A 17768-nucleotide genomic window follows, 5' to 3' on the forward strand; every position below is an offset into this window, starting at 1 on the left:
ATGTAGCTGTGCGACGGCGCGTTCGTCTAAAGATGCTACTTGGCTGGCCAAGATAACCGCCAGCTCTACTGACCCAGAATATGGCAGAACAATTCTGTCAACCTCGAATCGCTCCACTAGGTCGCTGGCGCGTTCATATGGTCCCAATCGAAGTGGGACAGGATCAAAAGAGCGACCACAGGCTTAGCACTCCCGGGCTGATGCTCCAACCAAGACGCCTAACGCAGTGCGTTAGCTCGCTATCCGTCCGGCCAAGTCATCAAGGCGCCACTAGCCAAGCCCCCTCCGGAACGCCTCCTAGTCGAGCAACTTGCCCGCAATCGAAATTTTTCATAAAGTGCTGTCGTCTTGCCACTACGCACTCAAGGAAGGCAGTCATGGCTTTAAAATCACGTGGATTTCTCGCCGTCATTCTTTCCACCATTTCGTGTGTAGTAATGGCTGAAGAATCTACAAACGACCTTCAGACTTTTTGCACTAAAATCTCGAAGTATTACCAAGCTGCGGCCCAGATTCGGGAACAAGGGATCAGCGAGGAGGCAGCGGTAGTTTACATGGATCACATCAAAAATGAGGATGACAGGCGGTCAATGGTGGGCGCGATTGCAGGGGCGTATGAGGTGTACACAGCATATGACTCTGAACAAATAAAAGTTGTTTCCTACCGGCAATGCCTGATAGAAAATAAAGTCGCCCTGTAGTGATTTAGATCCAAGAATAGTTTAAGGATTGGGATTGAAGATGCTACTGACGAATCAAAGCTAATTAACTAGTGATTGCAGCAACTTAATGATCAAGGATGTATTATGAAAGCGTTTTTTTCAAGATTAATGTGGTTTAGTTTAGGTATGACCTCTTGTATCGCCCAGGCCGACTGCAATAGAGACGTTTTGTTGTACCAAGCAGTAGTCTCTATGCGAAACAAGGGTGTCCCTGAGGCAAAGGCTATTTTCCTGATCCCTAATTTAACTCGCAACACCGATGATGAGACGACCCTTCGCAAAGCTGTTGTAGACGTATATGAGACTTTTCCTGATGCCGGGGTAGTAGCGTTGACCGATAGAGCTCGCAAAGCATGTCAGGCGGAGGAACAAGCGGATAAAGCAGCACGGCCTGAACTGGTGCTTCAGTTCCGCGGAGCGGGGTCAGATGGCTCAATCATAGGGGACTGGAGTTGCAAAGGGTCAGAAGACAAGTTCGCCATTAGAACCTACAGTGTAGACGGTTCCGCATCACTAAACATCGTTAGCGGAAAGCTTCTACTTAAGGGCACATATATTTTTGATGGTGACCACATTTCCGAGACCTACACGTCTAAAATCATGGACGGTAAGGCATCTCCTGCGCAAACAAGTGGTCGTATGAGAGTCGCAATGTTATCAACCGAGCAGGCAGGAGTAGTCGATGACACTCACTTCCTTTGCAATCGTCGGGATAAGGGGCAAGAGCCCACCCTCGGTGACCTACAAAAAATTGTCGGCTCATGGAACTGTATGATGCCTGGTCATGCTGACATGAAAAGTAGAGTTCGATATGGCGCCGACGGTTCGTACGATTTGTTTCAACCTCTGGGATCGATCGTTCGAGGGACATTCAAAATTGAAGGGAATGTATTAATTCATAATAGTGTAACTGCTGAATACAAGGGTGAAAAATCTCCGTATAAGGACATCGTAAAGAAAGTTTTTTCGATCGGTGAAAATGGAACCCTTACCATTGATGGAAAAACACAGTGTGAGCGTGAGCAGAAACCGGTATCAGCATCGAAATGAAAGACCACTCTCTAGTGGATTGGTGGCCAAATTTGTTCCTCAAAGGTAGCCAGTCACGGAGCACGTGCCCTACAAGACGGCATTTATATTTAACAAATTTTCCTGACTTGCTTAAAGCTCTTTCTGCCTTGTACTTATATAACTTAGAAGTTTTTCGGAACTCGGAATACTCGTAGCTGCATTGGTAAAGCGCTCAACGACTGTCCCCGACCGACTTAAATGGGCAAAGAACGCTTTTCGATGCAGCCCCGCTGGGTTGGTCAGCTTTCGGTCCGCTCCCAGCGCAACGAGTTGATTGCTTTGAATTGGCTGATATCGATTGATCCACGCTCGCTCCTAGCTTTTGATCCAGGCCTAGTCCGTAGTGCCTCACCACAGGCCTCGTAACTTCGTATATCTGAAAGGCGTTGTGGCAACGAGCAGCACCAGGAAAACCGTATCAAAAGGCTGTTTTAAGGGTAATTTCACAGATTTACCCACCCATTTGCATTCGACCTGACCGGTCATTTTCTAAGGGTTTGACCAGTCAGTCGCGTGGCCATGACCGGCAGTGAGCGGACTATCGAGGTGTAATAAAATTTCATCGAGCGCAAAAATTTACCTGTCTGAAGAAATATTTTTCCGTGTAATCGTGAAAAGTTGATCGGGGCCGCTCTAAGGTTTTCTATCACATCACCGATAAATTCGTACACCAACTTTTTCGTACCTATCAAAGAAAATAACGCATACAAGGAAGACCATGAGCGAATTAACTTCTTATTTCACACACGGATTCAATTCAGATCACAATGGATGGGAAAGTTTTTTTCTGTACAACCCTCATCTCGGTTGGTCCTGGAACTACTCGTTCATTCCAGAAGACGTAAAGCTACTACACAAAAGAATTCAAGAAGAAAAAAACCCAGCTTTTCCGACAAATATAATTAACTGGAACTCAGAGAATATCGGCGATAAATTCGACTCAATAATAAGCGCAATCGTTGCCATCTTCGACGTGGATGAGGTTACTAGAAAGCATGAGCAATGGAGTAATGCAAACGAGCGAGCGATAGAAATCGGAGAATTATTAGCCAATAAAATAAATTCCGCACATAAGCCTGGCGATCACGTCGTGCTAAGCGCCCACTCACTGGGCACGATAGTTTTATACCAAGCTGTGCAGCACATTAAAAAAGACATTACTATTTATCTCTTCATGATGGCAGGCGTCCTTGAGAAAGATGATTTGGAATGGCTGCTTTTCACACATAAAAACATAGCACTAACATACAATTTATACAGCTACAATGACCGTACGTTAAATAGTATATTACCAAAGTTCGAACCAACAACCTACGAGCCCATCGGAAATAATGCCATTTCGTCGGGCACCTACCCCGTTTGTGACATTAACACCGGGATAGACCACTCAGAGTATAAAACTGACACCATCAGGAAAATATTTGTTGAGTTTTCCCAGCGTATCGACGCATTTAGAAGCAGTCGATTTGGAAAAATACTCCTTACTTACTTTGGTGACAGATACTTAGACACACCTCCGGCACCCTTAACTCCGAGGCTGTTTAAGTAATAGCTTTATAAAGCTAAATCAGGAAAGATTTTAACAGCCGCACCGTTAAGCCGAGCGGATATTATATCTATTTATTTTATATCACGCTCAAGCTCTCATAATAGTCGGCTATTTAGCGCACCTCTTAAATGCCAGCATTGGGATCGACTACGTCCTTTTTTTGACCGGCAGAAATGGGTCGATCTCTGTCGGTCGTCACTGCGGCGCGTTGGTCAACCGACGTGCTTTGCGATGCCCGTAAGTTGTATCAGAAGGCAGGTTTTCAGTTGGTCACAGCTTTGGAAAAGACCTCGTCAGCCAGACTTGGGCACGGGGCCTCTGGTGGCGTCTAGCCATGAACCACCCTGGAGTGACATGCTTGCCCCCAGCTACGCCATCCATCAGCACAACGGAGTTTCAGTGAGCATGGAGAAAGTACAGTTGTTATTGGATCAGGCCGGCGGCCTGGTGAGGGAGGCGAAAACCAAACTCGCAGCAAGCGGTGAGCTGTTCAACCTCTTCACCATCACCCGAATCGAGCGGGCCGAGGTCAACACTCACTCGGCGATGATCGCAGAACTATTAAGCCCCGAGGGCCGTCACGGTCAAGGCGTGCACTTCCTCGAACTGTTCTTGTCGACAATGGATTTTGCGCATGAATGCAGCCTCAACGAAGCCAGGGTGCAAAAGGAGCAGACGTTCGCGGGGTATGGTCGTGTTGATGTGGTGATTCACCTGAGGGATCACCTCATCCTTATTGAAAACAAGATCGACGCTCTCGACGGCAACCAACAATTGAAGCGTTATGACGATATTGGCAAGGCCTCAGGCAAGAAGTGGCAGTTGTGGTACCTGACAAAAAAAGGCACGGACGCGCAGGCAAGTAGTCATTGCGACGTGAGTTACCGTCGACTGTCGTACCAGGAGCACATCCTGGACTGGCTTGAGCGGTGCATCAGTTCCTCAAGCGAGACGCCTGCACTTCAGCACGCATTGATCCAATACAAGAACCTGGTCCAAAAAATCACAGGGCGGGCTATGACGCATACCACACGAAACGCACTAATTGATCTTCTCACCGCCGGGGACAATCTGCAGGCGGCCGAAGCCATCGCCCAAGCACTCCCCCATGCGAAGGGGAAAGTATTGTTCGGCTACTTTGAGGCTGTGCGACGAGCATTATCAGAGCGTTATGCTCCGATGCCATCGCCGATTGACTTTGCCGGGCATGAAAGTATCGAGGCGAATTGCTGCAAGTGGTTCATGCCCAAGGCATTGAGGTTGAAGAACGTGGGGATGTTTTTCGACATTGGCGTTGAGGGGGTGTTGTTGCGAATCGAGGTTGCTACCGATGCGCTGCATTATGGCGTGGTGCCGGTCAGTAACGGGAAACTGGCAAGCGATGGAAGGCTGTTGGCGCCGATTCCTCAATTGCCTTTACACCTGATGCAGCGGAATTGGAACGCCTTCAACTGGTACTCATGCCTTTACCAGGACAACGTTGCAAGCAAAATGGACTGTTTGTCTGATCCGGGTGGGTTGGTCACGCAGGTGCTGCGCACTGTCGAACTGATCAAATCAGGGCTGCCTGGCCAGCCTGAGTTGCAGTAGGGAAGTGTCAGCCCGTCGCAACGACAAGGAGCGCCGATCTGTTGACTAGCCAATTTGTCGGTTGAAAGCTGGCAATCTACCGTGCCGTTTTACGTGGGCCGTATGTAGATATACCTCAATGAGGGATACCACCACCGGGTCAGAGACCGTAATGACTGCAATCCGTGCTTCACCGCTATGAATGTGGGGCATTGGATTTTTGTCTTGCTCAAGCCCGGTGAACCGGTGGTTGGGAAAGGTCCGCCTGCCGTCTTCTCGGATGCTGGGCGTCTTGACATGGTCCCAAACCCGATGGTGCAGATTGTTCCTGGTTGCCTTGCCGATGTAGAGGATTTCCCTCTCGGGCGAGCCAAAAAAATACACGCCGCTCTTGCAACCAACACCATCGCCGGTGACGAGCATTCCTGGGCTGCTTGGGTCCGACCAGTCGCCGATGGTGGGATTGCCGTCACCAAAGGCGAACTCTATTTTGACCCTGTCGAATATCGCAGGCATGGCCTGAGCAAGATCCATTACCAGGATGAATGCTTCTTTAAAGTCCACTTTCCCCTCAACTTGCTATCCGTTTATTTGGCCGACGGGAATGCACCACGATGGCAAGTCCATCTGTTTCACGTATTCGACTTGTTTCGAGGGTAACGCGGGGCGTGAAGAAAAAACAATTGGGTCAGCGGGCCCATTCTCGTACCAGAGTAAAAAGTGAAGGATCGCTTCTGGCCGAATTCTGCCCGTCCCCACCGTCATTGGGTCGTTTTCAGCCCCTCGCGATGGGCAGAAAACGGCCGATTGTGTTGAAAAAGTCGGTCCTGCCAAACTGCCCGCGTACTAACTGCTGAAAACGCCTTTTTTGCGCGTAGCTACGCGAAATCGGAGCCTGGGAATCCTCTGCTAAAAGTAAAGATTTCAATCTCAAGCGCGTACTTTTCTGCCGTGGAAACCATGGCCGACTTTTTCAACAGAATTGCCAGTAGCGGACGTTCGCATCCAGCTGCTTATATCCGGATTGTGACGGTCTCCGCTCCACCGTCGCTTTGTACCTTGTCGCCAAAGCTTTCTCTTCTCTTAAAAATCATGAACTTGAAGAATTCCATCGCCGTCTTTTTAACTGCATAATTTCTAGACGGTTAGTTACCTATTGCAATTTTTACTATCGGATCGGCTTGACTCATGAAAAAACCGACCTAATTTGAAAAAGAACATCTAGCGCTTTAAATCAGACAGATCAAAAAAATCGCTCTGTCTACATCCTTGATTTGGAGTGATGAAAATGGCGTTGACTCCCATTACAAAGTCCATACTTAGCTCGGTAGCTCCAACATTGCTTGCTGCACTTACCTTGCCTCCGCCATTTAATATAATCGCTGCCGCTGTCGTTTCTGGGGCCCTTTCAACAGGTCTATCTCCAATAGCACCAGCACCAGCACCAGCACCGGCACCGGCACCGGCACCGACAGATACAACAGATACAAAGACAGACCAAACGCCACCAACAATTACACCGAAGCAGCCAGCAAATTCTACCAACACAACTTTGACACCTGAAGAAATTACAACTTTAGTAGAGAACAACTCAAACAACCCCGACTTTCTGCTTAAGCTTCGCAGTGCTGAAGCTGACCTGAGGAAATACGAGATTGATGCCGGCATTCGCTTCGCAGAATTAGAGCTGGAAGACCGCACCCGGGCTGGGGACTTTCAGCGGGATACCGGTCTTGCAGGGAAGGTTTTTTCTGCAGGCATGTGGCTGGTGGCTTTTAGTTTGACGGGGTTGCTAGTCGTAGTTATCGGAGCATTGATTTTAGTCTTCACAGGAGCTGTAATTCCCACTGATAAAGCCAATGTAGTAACAGCTGCTTTCGGTCTAATAGGTACAGCTGTAGGCTTTATTAATGGTATATCTGCCAACATTGTTGGTTTTTATTGGGGGAGCAGCCAAGGTTCAAAAGACAAAGGAGACCAAATTGCTCAAACGGTACAAAATCTTAGTGAACAGATTGGCAAGTCAACCTCAAATCCACCTCCTCCATCTAATCAACCCACACCCACAGCCACAGCCACAGCCACTACAGATAATTTTAGTACACCGAGTTCACCAACTGCTCCTGCAAACGTTGACATATTGGAACAAGTTATTTCACAGCTAACGACACCGCACAAACACTTTCCACAGGGGGTTTCTTGGGCGCTCACTTCAAAAGGTGTTTCAGTGGAAGGTGCACCAGCTATGGGCACTGCGGGTGAACCGACAACTGTACGCGCTATTTGGGATCGTTACGGAGAGCTTTGTTCGCAATATGCTAAGCAATATGGTGTACCGGTCGAACTTATTGTCGCAACCATTGCAGCAGAGAGTGGAGGTAATCCAACCGCGCGTCGTCAAGAACCAAAAATAGGTGACGAAAGTGTTGGACTCATGCAGACCTTAGTCAAAACGGCCCAAGGCGTGTTAGGTCGGAATATCAGCGGCGACCAATTATTGTCCCCAGAACTGTCTATCGAAGCTGGTACAGCGTGCATTGCAAAAAAATTGGGCAACACACACTTTGACCCTCCTATGGTTGCGGCCGCATACAATGCGGGGTCGATTATATTTGATGGTGGCGAACTAAATCGGTGGAAATTACTTTGTTATCCAACAGGCACCGGCCAACATATAGATCGCTATGTTGCATTTTTCTCCGATTGCATGCGCGTCAATACTGCAGGGGAATGGACCATTGGATCCGGTGTACCAAATTTTGTCACTGCGTTGGCTAAAAAAGGTCTCGACGAATAAACAGGTCTCACTGAGCGATCCAGACGCCCGCTCCATGATGACGCGCGGAACGGGAGTCGTCGGCTACAACGTGCAGACAGCGGTCGATACTCAGCACCATTTGATCGTTGCGCACGAGGTGACCAACGTCGGTTCCGACCGCGATCAACTCAGCTCAATGGCCAAGCTGGCCCGCCAGCCGCAGCTTCTGACATAGGCTATTGTAAATAGTACTGGCTGAATCAAACCAAAAACCGCAGCGTAGGTTACTGGCTAGACAGGATCATCTGGCAGATTACTTAAATCGAACGAACGATGGCACTTAGAAAAAGGAACCTTCTATGACTGAAGACCAACTGTATGCAGCGCTTCAAGCAGAATATTTACATCTCCAAAAGACCATTGAGGACTTCGATTCACGCGCCTTGACTATCAAAGCTTGGAGCGTAACCTTCGGTCTGGTCTCGATAGCTGGAGCTTTCGCTAGTCATTCGTATTTTCCTTTTCTTATCTCCTCCATAAGTACTGCATTTTTTTGGCTACTTGAGATTGAATGGAAGCTCTTTCAGATCTCTTACTACTCCCGGAGCAATCTGATCGAAGCACACTTTCGTGGTGAAGCGAAAGTCGAACATCCATTCCAAATTGGCTCGTCGTGGTACAGCGCGTGGAAAACGATACGAATCCAGAGAGTTAAACAAGTCACACTGTGGCCCCATGTCGCACTTCCTCATGCCTTTGTTATGATTTTGGGCACGTTGCTATTCTTCCTCTCAATTACACATGTAATCAACCTGAATGCCACCTAGCTTTATAGACGCATCTGACTGGCTGCTTTCGGCTGATTTCTGTCGACTGCCACAGGCTGCTTAGGGTCGTTTTGTAGCACTTTAATCAGTTTCACTCCTTTTCTACCGATCTCATCGGAGGATGCACATGCAACTGAGAGAAAGAGGTGTCTGGGTAAAGGTTCAAACCGACAGTGACTCCGTCGAAGGTTGGCTCGTTGGAGAGCTTCCTCAAGGACTCTTAGTCGCCACCGAGAAGCAGTTAGATTTTCCTCTACTCGTAAGGAGATCGTCCTGGAGGTCGACCTCCTACGACCACAAGCGGCCAAAACACCCGACACTGTTCCGAGAGGACGCTGGCGAACTTCAGGAGCGGATGTTTGATCTGGAGGGGGTGTTGCAGCCCCCTTTAGAGAAAGCGTTTCGTCGACTTGACTTCCACCAACTTGTTAAGTTTTCGCAACGCGCTGACGAACTCAGGTGGCACGCATATGACACAGAGCACATCGCAGACCTCGTTGGATTGGTAGCCTCCAAGACTGATGCTGCACTTCGATTGCATGAAGATGTGTTCCTCGCACTCGAGGACTCCGGTCTCCTAGAGGCATTGCAGGAGAATGCAAGCGATCTGCGTTCGATACCTCGAGAGTTCCTTCTCCCTGCCGCAGATCTGGAATTCCAATCAGAAGATGAGCTAATTGCGCATGTTAGTGATAAGGCCGAAAGCTTGAGCATTTCCAAGCACAAGGAGCAACTGGATCTTGCATTCGCGCGGCGTGATAACCTGATTCTTCGATCGCGTAACCGCACTCCCTCAAAGGCATCGGAGGAGCCTCCCAAGAAAGAGTCAGACGCCACACTCCTCTCTCGCTGGGCTGGGCCCACGCTGCGCATTATTGCGGGAACAGGTTTGGCATCAGCGAATGCCGCACTAGGTATCACGGCTGGTCTGACTTCAAATCTCGTCAGCATTGAGGCAACAGTCGTTCCCGTCTATGTGGGAGTTGCGACCTCAATCTACACTGGCATCGGGCAAGTGGCTGATGGTCTGGAGAAGATCGGCCGCTCTAAATGAGACTGCATATCCCGCTAAGACATTTAACTCCCACTCAACCGAACTTGCCTCCGGCAGTCCGGTTGATTCAAACGTGAATCAGCGTCCGCAATAGGCCGATACTGTTGAAAAAGTCGGCCCTTCCAGATGGACCACGTACGGACTGCTGAAAACGCCTTTTTTGCGCGCAGCTACGCAAAATCTGAGCCCGGAATGCTCTGCTCAAAGTAAAGATTTCAATCTCAAGCGCGTACTTTTTTATCGTGGAAGCTATGGCCGACTTTTTCAACAGAATCGGCCGAACGCAGCCGGTCACCAGTGACTGCTTTCGGCGCACCGGCCTCCTACACCTGATGACCTAGAACAATCCTCCTAATGCAATCGGCTCCCAGTTCATGATCACCAGTTCGCCGCTGACCTCAGCTTTACCTTGGCGCTGATTGGTATTGCTGTAGCGGATGTCCAAAGTTTCAAAGTGGAAGCCCTCGAAGACGCGACGGATATCCGGGTGATCGTTGATACTGACCATGACCTTGCCTTTGCAGCGGCGCATGAAGTCGGCCATCCGCTCGTAATTCTCAAACGGAAAATCCACCCCGTACCCGGCAGTCTGCCAATACGGCGGGTCCATATAATGAAAGGTATGAGGACGGTCGTAGCGTTCAGCGCACTCGAGCCAGGGTAGGTTTTCCACGTAGGTGCCAGACAGGCGCTGCCAAGCAGCCGAGAGATTTTCCTCGATTCGTAGCAAGTTGATGGCTGGGCCGGTGGTCGCGGTACCGAAGGTCTGTCCGGAGACCTTGCCGGCAAAGGCATGGTGCTGCAGGTAGAAAAAGCGGGCCGCGCGTTGAATGTCGGTGAGGGTTTCGGGACGGGTCATCTTCTGCCACTCGAACACCTGACGCGAACTGAGTGCCCATTTGAACTGGCGCACAAACTCTTCGAGGTGGTTCTGCACAACGCGGTAAAGCGTGACCAGGTCGCCATTGATATCGTTTAGGACTTCAACGGGCGCGGCCTGGGGTCGCATGAAGTACAGCGCGGCACCGCCGGCAAAAACTTCGACGTAGCATTCGTGTGGTGGAAAAAGCGGAATGAGGCGGTCGGCCAGGCGGCGTTTGCCGCCCATCCAAGGGATGATGGGAGTAGACATAAATAGCAAGACCTTTACTGTATGGATAAACAGGTGCTAGGCTCGCCGCACTTCGTGCACGGAGTAAGAGCCTTGGCTGGACTTGCAGGGACCATCTGCAGGGACGGCGGCCGGGTTGGATGTTGACGCATCCACCCCGGTCGCTCTTTTTCACTTCGGTGTTGAGACTTCTTTGGCATAGGCCTGACAGGCTGCCAGGGCAATCAATCCTTGGTCGCCGACATCGGTGATGCCGATAATTCGTTGAGCATGCGCTGGGTCAAGTTGGGCTCTTGTGGGGCCATGAACCACGCCGCCGGTGGTGGTGGCTGACATTGCGCAGCCGCTGGCTGAATCGGTGGCGTCGAGTAGGACTGACAGGCGCACATCAGCAGTGGCAAGGCGGTCGCGCAGGCGACCTTGATCACGTTGGGCATCGCTCAGGGCTCGGTAATGGGTTTGTTCGCTGGCTGATAGGCGCTGCTCCAAGGCCAGACGTTTGTCTTGTTCGGCACGCTGTTGCGCGGTCGAAGCCAGGGCCAGTTGATTGAGGGTGTCAGTGTGCAGTCGGGCCTGTTCAGCGAGCTGTTGGCCATAGCGCCAGTCCTGGACCTGCCAGGTCAGCACGGCAGCACCACCTGCGATTGCAATCAGTAGGCTGCCGACTACCAACACTCGGGACGGTGCAGGGATCAGGTCGACGAGACGCATAACACCGCCCTCGCCCGCTCCCACAGCTGCAGTCGATCCGTCAGACCATTGAGGCCGCCGTTGATCTTGCGGGTGATCGCCTCGAACTCGTCCCGATCGGCTAACGCGCTCAGCTCGCGCACCCACCAGAACCATGCCGCCGACTCGGCCGCCCATTGGGGCTGCTCGAGCAATTCGGGCGTGCGCAACAAACGCTCGTCATTGAACAGCGCCAGGCTGCAGCGCAGGTAGTTGCTGTAACCGGTGATCTGGATCAGGCCGCGACCGCGATAGCGCTGGCCATCCCCATCCGCCTCTGGGGTGTTCCCCAACTTCACCGCCAGATTGCCGGTGTCGTATTTGGCCAGGTACTGCTCGCTGCCCAGTTCACGCACGTACTGCAGTTGACCGGACTCGTGGCCGACCTGCGCGAGAAACGCCGCCTGGCGTTTTGGCGTGTTGATTTGCCGGCGGGCCATGGCGGCGTTTAGGGCGGAAACAAAAACGCCCGCTTGGCGGCGGGCGTTCGGCATGATGCGCTGTAGTTGTAATTCAGTTAACGGCATTCGCGTAACTCCTGTTTTGTCTGACAGCGACACTGTCAGCGGACTCGGCTTATTGACTCAGCTGGACCACCTTGAGGTCCTTCGGTTGTTTTTTCTTCTTGCCCTTGGCCTTCGCTTTGCCTTGCTTGCCGCCGTTGCACTCGACAGTGGTCGACCAACCGGACTGGGTGTAAACCTGTTCAACCGAATCGGTCAGGTACTCACCATCGAGTCCTTCCTTGAAGCCTTGGGCATTGATCGAGCGCTCGGCAAAGATGTCCGTACGCCCAGGCATTTCCAGACGCACGCCGGCACCCGATCGATTGAACGCGGCCAAGCGAGCCTTGGCCGCCGCCTCGGCAGCGGTTTTATTGGGATAGATATGCCGGTCGGTGTGCACCGCCGGCAGGCCATCGGGCACGTCGTCGTTGTCCAGGGAGACCACGACCAGTTTTCCGTTCTTCTTATCCTGATGTTTGGTCGCCACGGCCTTGTGCGCATTGCGATCCCCCAGACGAAACTGCCAACGACTGACGTCGCTGCGCGTCAAGGTGATCGCACCGAAGGCCTTGCCGCTTGCGCTTTGGCCGCCTTGGCGCGGCATCACCAACAGCTTGCCCTCGGCCACCTTGGCCGTGCAGTCGTACTGCTTAGCCAGGCGAGTGAGGAAATTAAAATCGGACTCACTAAGCTGGTCCGCCCGGATCACCTTGGTGTCCACCGGACATACCGGCTGCCAGCTGTTGCGCGCCGCAATGTCGGTCACGATGGTCGACAGCGGTACGTTCTCCCAACTGCCGCTGCGGATGGTCTTGCCGGTGCCGCGCATGTCACTGGCCTTGCCCTTGATCACCAGAGTGTCCGGTGGCCCGGAAACCTCGATCTCGTCCACCATGTAACGTCCCATACGGGCCAGCGACGTTTCGGCGTAACCGAGATAGACCTCGATGGCACTGCCGCGCGACGGCAGGGTTACCTGACCATCGCGGTCATCGATGCGTAATTCGAACTCGTCGGATTCCATCCCAGGCTTGTCCAGAGTGCGCAGCTGAATCAGCCGATCATTGATCAACGCCGTGATATCGGCGCCATTGGCAACGATGCGAAAAATAGGCGTCATGGATTTTGCTCAAAAAAAAACCCGCACAAGGCGGGTAAGAAAGTAAGGAGCTTGAGTAATCAAGCGGCTCGAGTGTAGACCATCAATCCCAAAGTGTGACCTGTTCCTGTGCGGGCGTCGCCAGATCCGGTAGCGCGATCACCACACCTGCACGATAGGGCTGCGCCTCATCGGCCAGGCCCTGATTGGCATTCAGCACCGCCTCAACAGTGCCGCTCAAATGGCCATAGTAGTTATGGCAGATGGTGTCCAGCAGATCCCCGTCAGACGTTCTGCATGTCGTCGCCATAGCGCACAAACTCCAGAGTGAACCCTTGTTTACGCGGAATTCCGCCGTGCATCAGCGCGCCCTGCTCTTCCGCGATGCTCTTCAGGCACCAGGTGCCCATAACATCGCCATAGCCCGTGGTCAGGGTTAACGGCCTCAGTTGCGCGCCTATGCTACGCAAGGTGTCGAGCTGCTTAAGCCCGCCCTTGAAGCCGGGATAGATCGTGCCTTTCAGGCTTATTTTTTCTTCGCCAATGCCGACCGCTTGCTGCGCCGACCGGCGCGACAGGCGTTCTTGCGAGGCCCAGCGAAACTCGGTGGAGCGCGTGAGTTCGTCGAAGGCCGCCGTATCCAGGTTGAAGTAATACGGTTGGGCCTTGGGATCTTGCGGCTGCAGGATCAGCAGATGCGGGAACGGCTTCACGGCCTCCGGTGCCGGCGTGCCATCAATGGCGAACGCACTGGTCGGCACGATGTTGGCCAGTGACGGACTGACCTTGCCGGCAATCGAATTGATCGCCGTCGATGCCTTGCCCGCCTGTTCCTTTAACGTCCCCATGCGCGCCTGCACCTCGGCGGCGGCACGGGTCGCCCGGCCGTAGGTGGCCACCACCTGGCCGACCTTGGCCTGTGCCGCATCGACACCACGCATCACTCGCTGCAGCTTGGCACCTATCGCCGGCCCCACGAAGGGGATGTTTTCCAGCTCGGATGCCGCGCCGGTTATTTCGCGGATCGCCCCGTTCACCGGGCCGAGCATGCCATCCGCACTGCGACGCCCGGTCTCCCCCGCTTCAACCAGGTACTTCAGGCCGGCCTGTAGCTGTTCCATGTAGGCCATGGGTGCTCCTTACAAATGGGGTTCATCGAACAGTTGGTTGGACGCACTCTGTTTCGCGGCATCGGCCATCATGCGCTGCATATGCGGCATCAGGTCCTGCGCCAGTCGTTGCGGATCTTTGACATCGCCTTGCACGGTGACTGGCATGTTCAAGGAGTACTGAAACTGCTGATCCACCTTGGTCGGCGCCGGTTTCCCAGGCTCTTTCGGCTGAATGACCACCGGCGCGGGCTTGGTCGGAGTCGGCGCCGCCAACGCGCGCGCGACATCACCCAAGGCTGGGCTGGGTGGTGCGGTGGGACCTGCCATCAGTAATGCACCAGGTGCGTTCGCCCCGTTGAAGGAACGCCCCATACTGGCCAGACTTGGCACCACCGGCCCCGGCCGAGGCGCCGTCAGCAAAGGCGTTACTGCAGTTGCCGGCTTTTGCTCTTCGCTGCCGAACCATGACTTGCCCGCGACACCGCCCAAGGCAGTGCCGCCCAGGCTGCCCAGATACGCGCCGACCATTCCGCCAATGGCGGTACCAATGATGGGGACCACCGAACCGATGGCCGCCCCGGCGGCGGCACCGGCCATGGTGCCCGCCAGCGAACCCGCCGCCTCGCCGTAACCTTCGGCCTTTTCGGTCTGGGTCTTGGCGTTCTGGTAGGTTTCGAATGCCATGCCACCGGCTTCTATCAGCGAGCCGCCCGGAATCACTTTGCCCAGTTTGCCGACCTTCCCCACCGTTTCCGCCACGCCCCCCAGCTTGGCCAACACGCCGCTGGTTGCAGATACGGATGCGGCTGGACGCGGCGCTGGAACAGCCGGCCTTGGAGCGGGGACCGGGGGACGTGAAGGGCCTCCCGGGCGTGGCGGCACTGCAGACCGACGCCGCCGCGAGGAATTACGGGCGGCCCCACGACCACGGCGCCGAAGCTCAACCGGTCCACCTCCGCCGCCCATGGCGGCAGCGTTGACCACAAACACCTTCCTGACGGCGCCGTCTTCTAGACCGGCTTGAACATCGCCATCGCCTGCGGCTTCTTTGGCCAGCGACACCACCTTGAGACCGGTCGACACCAAGTCAAAACCACCGGCTTTCTTGCCCTCCTGCCCGTCAGTCGCCTCACCACCTTCAGACGCGCCCTTGACCGCCGCCACGGCCTTCAGTCCAGTCTCGACCAATGACAAGGCCTTACCCGCCTTGCCCTTGAGCTCAGTCCCAGGCGCGGCACGATCTCCCTCCAAGGAGTTGGTGATGAAGACTTTCTGCACCTCGTCGGACTTGCCTTTGCCCAGTGTCCCGCGCGCCAGGTTGAACAAGCCCTTGCCGATCTTGTACGAGCTGAACAACGTTTTCAGCGCCAGGAATCCACCGCCCACTGCCGCGATACCGGTGACCACCCCGGGCGAGCTGTCCGACAACGCGGTGATGCCTTTGGTGACTTTGGTCAATCCCTCGGCCACGGAATCGGTCACCGGCCGCAGGGCATCGCCGACACTGCGCAGGGCGTCATCCATCGACTGCGCCATTTCCGCCCACTTCTGCGACGACGCTTCACGCCGCTCGGCGAGGTTTTTATCGAGGATGCCCGACGCTTCACGCGAATCGTTTTTCAGTTGGCTGTACAGCGCCTTGTTCTGCAGGTAGGCCGAAAGCGCGGCCTTGACCTGCATGTCGGCGAACAGGTCACCGGTGCGCAAGGCTTCCTCCAGCGACGCCATCATCGCCTTGGCCTTTTCTGGATCCGCCTCCTGGCTGATCTTCGCCGTCGCTTCGGCCATCTGCGCGGCGCGTTTCGGGTCGGTGGCCTGGATGTACTTCTGCGCCAAGGCCATGCTGGATTCCAGCGTCGACATGCCGTTCTGCAAACCGGTCTGCATCGAGCCCTTGTAGTCGATGCCGGCTTTTTGATAAGCCGCCACCGTGTCGGTTGAGCCGATCTTGCCCATCCAGTTTTTCAGGTTGTTCGCCGCCTCATCGGCGCCGCCGGCAGTCTTCATCTGTACCTGGAGCATGGCACCCAACTGCGTCACCGCGTCCATGCCGGTGATGTTCAAATTGCCCATGTTCGACAGCAGTTCGGGGAACCAACGCGCCATGTCGACCGCTTCAAAACTGCCGGCCTGGCCCTGAAAGGCAATGGCTTCCAGTGCCTGCTGCATCTGTTTGGCGTCGGTAATCTTGGCGTTCTGCCCGAGGGCATTGATCATCTTCGCCGTGTCGGCACCGCTCGAACCCTGACCCACAGCAAACTTGGCCGCGACCGGGGCATACTCCAGCGCCTTGGCCAGATCCATGCCGGCGCCCACCAGCTGGTTGACCACGTCGGCGACGTCATTGCGCGCCATACCCGTGTCGCGCGAGGTCTCGATGATCGTCTGCGCCATCTGCTTTTCTTTCGGATCATTGGCAATGCCGGCCTTGATCGCGATGTCGCGGACGATGGCCCCGAAGTCGGCACTGACCTTGGTCGCAATACCCACCGTCGCCACACCGGCCACGGCCTGACCGACCGTGCTTTTCATCCCCGCCTTGCCGGCATCGATCTGCTGGTAACCCTTGGCCTTGAACTCGGCCTTGCTTGCCGCCTGGCCGAGGGAACGGTACGCCTTGTCCAGCCGACCCACTTCGATACCCTGTTTTTTCAGGCTGTCGAGGTTGGAATTCAAGCGACCCAGCAGCTTGGACGCCCCAGCGGCGCCGCTGTCGTGGGCCTTTTTCCATTCATCGCGCAGGCGAATGGTGTCGCCAATCGTGCGCTGCAGCACCCGCGCCTTGTTGCCTTCCGCTTCCAGGCGCTTGATGCGCCCCGTCACCTCATTGAACGCGGCGCCGACCGTAGGACTGACGGCACCACCGATCACCAACCCGAGGGAGAGTTTGTTCGCCATGTCATGGCTCCCCTGTACAGAGCGTTACCGGAAGCGGCTCAATCCGTGAGCCACCAGACCATCTCGTAAAATGGCATCGACTGAATCTCGGCGGCAGAAAATCCGGTGTCCGCCGCGAGACGTTTCGCCACCATCTTCATCACCCCCGGATCAAACCCCGTCGTCTTGCTCCAGGCGAAAATAGCCGGCCTGCAAGCGGTTGTAGTCCACCACCTTCAGGCCCTCCAGATCGGCGATAGCGGCGCCGGCCAGGTCCGCGAACAACACCAGTTCGCGCTGTTCGTCGTCGCCACCTGCCGCGCGATCAGCCGCCCGCACTTCGCGCACCGTGGGTGAACGCAGGGTCAGTTTGTCGACCTGCACGCCATTGATTGCGCTGGGGCGCGACAGACTGACCAGCGCATTTTCAGCAGTGATCGACAGCCACGCCGGGAGTGATTTCGAATAATCCGCGTGCGGCACCAGGTGCGAATAGGCCGCCTGCAGACGGCGGTAGTCAACCACCTTCAGGCCTTCCAGATCCTTGATGCCCGCCTCGGCCAGGCTGGCGAACAGCAACAGTTCGCGCTGCTCGTCATCGTCACCCGCCGCCCGATCTGCGGCGCGGACCTCACGCACCAGCGGCGCCCGCAGCATCAATGAATCCACCTTCACGCCGTTGACCTCACTCGGACGCGACAGGGTCACGACGGCGCTGTCGGTGTTGATCGACAGCCAGGCCGGCAGTTTTTTCACAGTTTGCATGGTCATGCGGATCTATTCC

Annotated in this window: 16 protein-coding genes and 2 pseudogenes; 8 read left to right on the plus strand and 10 right to left on the minus strand. The window is 54.4% G+C overall.

Annotation, left to right across the window (positions count from 1 at the left end; translation table 11 throughout):
- The first annotated feature begins 377 nt into the window (after nt 1-377).
- The 4 genes from ACVWYU_RS04755 to ACVWYU_RS04770 all read left to right on the plus strand — a co-directional run bounded on the left by ACVWYU_RS04755 (nt 378) and on the right by ACVWYU_RS04770 (nt 4932).
- Nucleotides 378-701, plus strand: a complete 324-nt coding sequence (locus ACVWYU_RS04755; RefSeq protein WP_457372059.1) for a hypothetical protein — start codon at nt 378-380, stop codon at nt 699-701.
- Between the two features lie 105 nt (nt 702-806).
- Entirely contained in the window at nt 807-1772 is a 966-nt protein-coding gene (locus tag ACVWYU_RS04760; protein ID WP_457372060.1) for a hypothetical protein, read from the plus strand.
- Nucleotides 1773-2511: 739 nt separating this feature from the next.
- On the plus strand, nt 2512-3342 hold the full coding sequence (locus ACVWYU_RS04765; RefSeq protein ID WP_457372061.1) for a hypothetical protein: 831 nt from the start codon (nt 2512-2514) through the stop codon (nt 3340-3342).
- Nucleotides 3343-3696: 354 nt separating this feature from the next.
- Complete coding sequence (locus tag ACVWYU_RS04770; RefSeq protein WP_457372062.1) at nt 3697-4932, plus strand: PDDEXK-like family protein; 1236 nt, start codon at nt 3697-3699, stop codon at nt 4930-4932.
- Between the two features lie 45 nt (nt 4933-4977).
- Here ACVWYU_RS04770 and ACVWYU_RS04775 read toward each other — a convergent pair whose 3' ends face one another.
- Nucleotides 4978-5475 carry a hypothetical protein gene (locus ACVWYU_RS04775; protein ID WP_457372063.1) on the minus strand — a complete coding sequence of 166 codons (498 nt, stop codon included), beginning with the start codon at nt 5473-5475 and terminating at the stop codon, nt 4978-4980.
- A gap of 1681 nt (nt 5476-7156) precedes the next feature.
- Here ACVWYU_RS04775 and ACVWYU_RS04780 point away from each other — a divergent pair.
- The 4 genes and pseudogenes from ACVWYU_RS04780 (at nt 7157) to ACVWYU_RS04795 (ending at nt 9550) form a co-directional block, all read left to right on the plus strand.
- A complete protein-coding gene (locus ACVWYU_RS04780; protein WP_457372265.1) occupies nt 7157-7708 on the plus strand; it encodes a transglycosylase SLT domain-containing protein in 552 nt (183 codons plus the stop codon).
- A pseudogene (locus ACVWYU_RS04785) lies at nt 7704-7883 on the plus strand (IS5/IS1182 family transposase); the annotation flags it as partial. The gene ACVWYU_RS04780 and the pseudogene ACVWYU_RS04785, both read left to right, overlap by 5 nt.
- Before the next feature lie 145 nt (nt 7884-8028).
- A complete protein-coding gene (locus ACVWYU_RS04790) occupies nt 8029-8496 on the plus strand; it encodes a hypothetical protein (RefSeq protein ID WP_457372064.1) in 468 nt (155 codons plus the stop codon).
- Nucleotides 8497-8623: 127 nt separating this feature from the next.
- Nucleotides 8624-9550 carry a hypothetical protein gene (locus ACVWYU_RS04795; RefSeq protein WP_457372065.1) on the plus strand — a complete coding sequence of 309 codons (927 nt, stop codon included), beginning with the start codon at nt 8624-8626 and terminating at the stop codon, nt 9548-9550.
- A 337-nt stretch (nt 9551-9887) separates the two neighbouring features.
- Here the strand turns inward: ACVWYU_RS04795 and ACVWYU_RS04800 are convergent, their stop codons facing one another.
- From ACVWYU_RS04800 to ACVWYU_RS04840, 9 genes and pseudogenes are all read right to left on the minus strand, one after another.
- Nucleotides 9888-10682, minus strand: a complete 795-nt coding sequence (locus ACVWYU_RS04800; protein WP_457372066.1) for a DNA adenine methylase — start codon at nt 10680-10682, stop codon at nt 9888-9890.
- Nucleotides 10683-10832: 150 nt separating this feature from the next.
- A complete protein-coding gene (locus ACVWYU_RS04805; RefSeq protein WP_457372067.1) occupies nt 10833-11372 on the minus strand; it encodes a lysis protein in 540 nt (179 codons plus the stop codon).
- Nucleotides 11354-11917 (minus strand): glycoside hydrolase family 19 protein, encoded by a 564-nt coding sequence (locus ACVWYU_RS04810; RefSeq protein WP_457372068.1) that lies wholly within the window; start codon nt 11915-11917, stop codon nt 11354-11356. The genes ACVWYU_RS04805 and ACVWYU_RS04810 overlap by 19 nt, the downstream gene beginning before the upstream one ends.
- A 49-nt stretch (nt 11918-11966) precedes the next feature.
- Entirely contained in the window at nt 11967-13016 is a 1050-nt protein-coding gene (locus ACVWYU_RS04815; protein WP_457372069.1) for a phage late control D family protein, read from the minus strand.
- Nucleotides 13017-13098: 82 nt separating this feature from the next.
- Entirely contained in the window at nt 13099-13305 is a 207-nt protein-coding gene (locus tag ACVWYU_RS04820) for a tail protein X (protein WP_457372070.1), read from the minus strand.
- The gene (locus ACVWYU_RS04825) at nt 13280-14125 is read right to left on the minus strand and encodes a phage tail protein (protein ID WP_457372071.1); all 846 of its coding nucleotides are present in this window, start codon (nt 14123-14125) and stop codon (nt 13280-13282) included. Before ACVWYU_RS04825 ends, ACVWYU_RS04820 begins: the two co-directional genes overlap by 26 nt.
- Nucleotides 14126-14134: 9 nt before the next feature.
- A complete protein-coding gene (locus tag ACVWYU_RS04830; protein WP_457372072.1) occupies nt 14135-17005 on the minus strand; it encodes a phage tail tape measure protein in 2871 nt (956 codons plus the stop codon).
- 150 nt (nt 17006-17155) lie between these two features.
- Nucleotides 17156-17467, minus strand: coding sequence for a phage tail assembly protein (locus tag ACVWYU_RS04835; RefSeq protein ID WP_457372266.1), 312 nt, complete (start codon nt 17465-17467; stop codon nt 17156-17158).
- Between the two features lie 12 nt (nt 17468-17479).
- Nucleotides 17480-17755: pseudogene (locus ACVWYU_RS04840) on the minus strand (phage tail assembly protein); the annotation flags it as partial.
- Nucleotides 17756-17768 lie beyond the last annotated feature (13 nt).

It is taken from the genome of Pseudomonas sp. TE12234, from assembly GCF_054061835.1.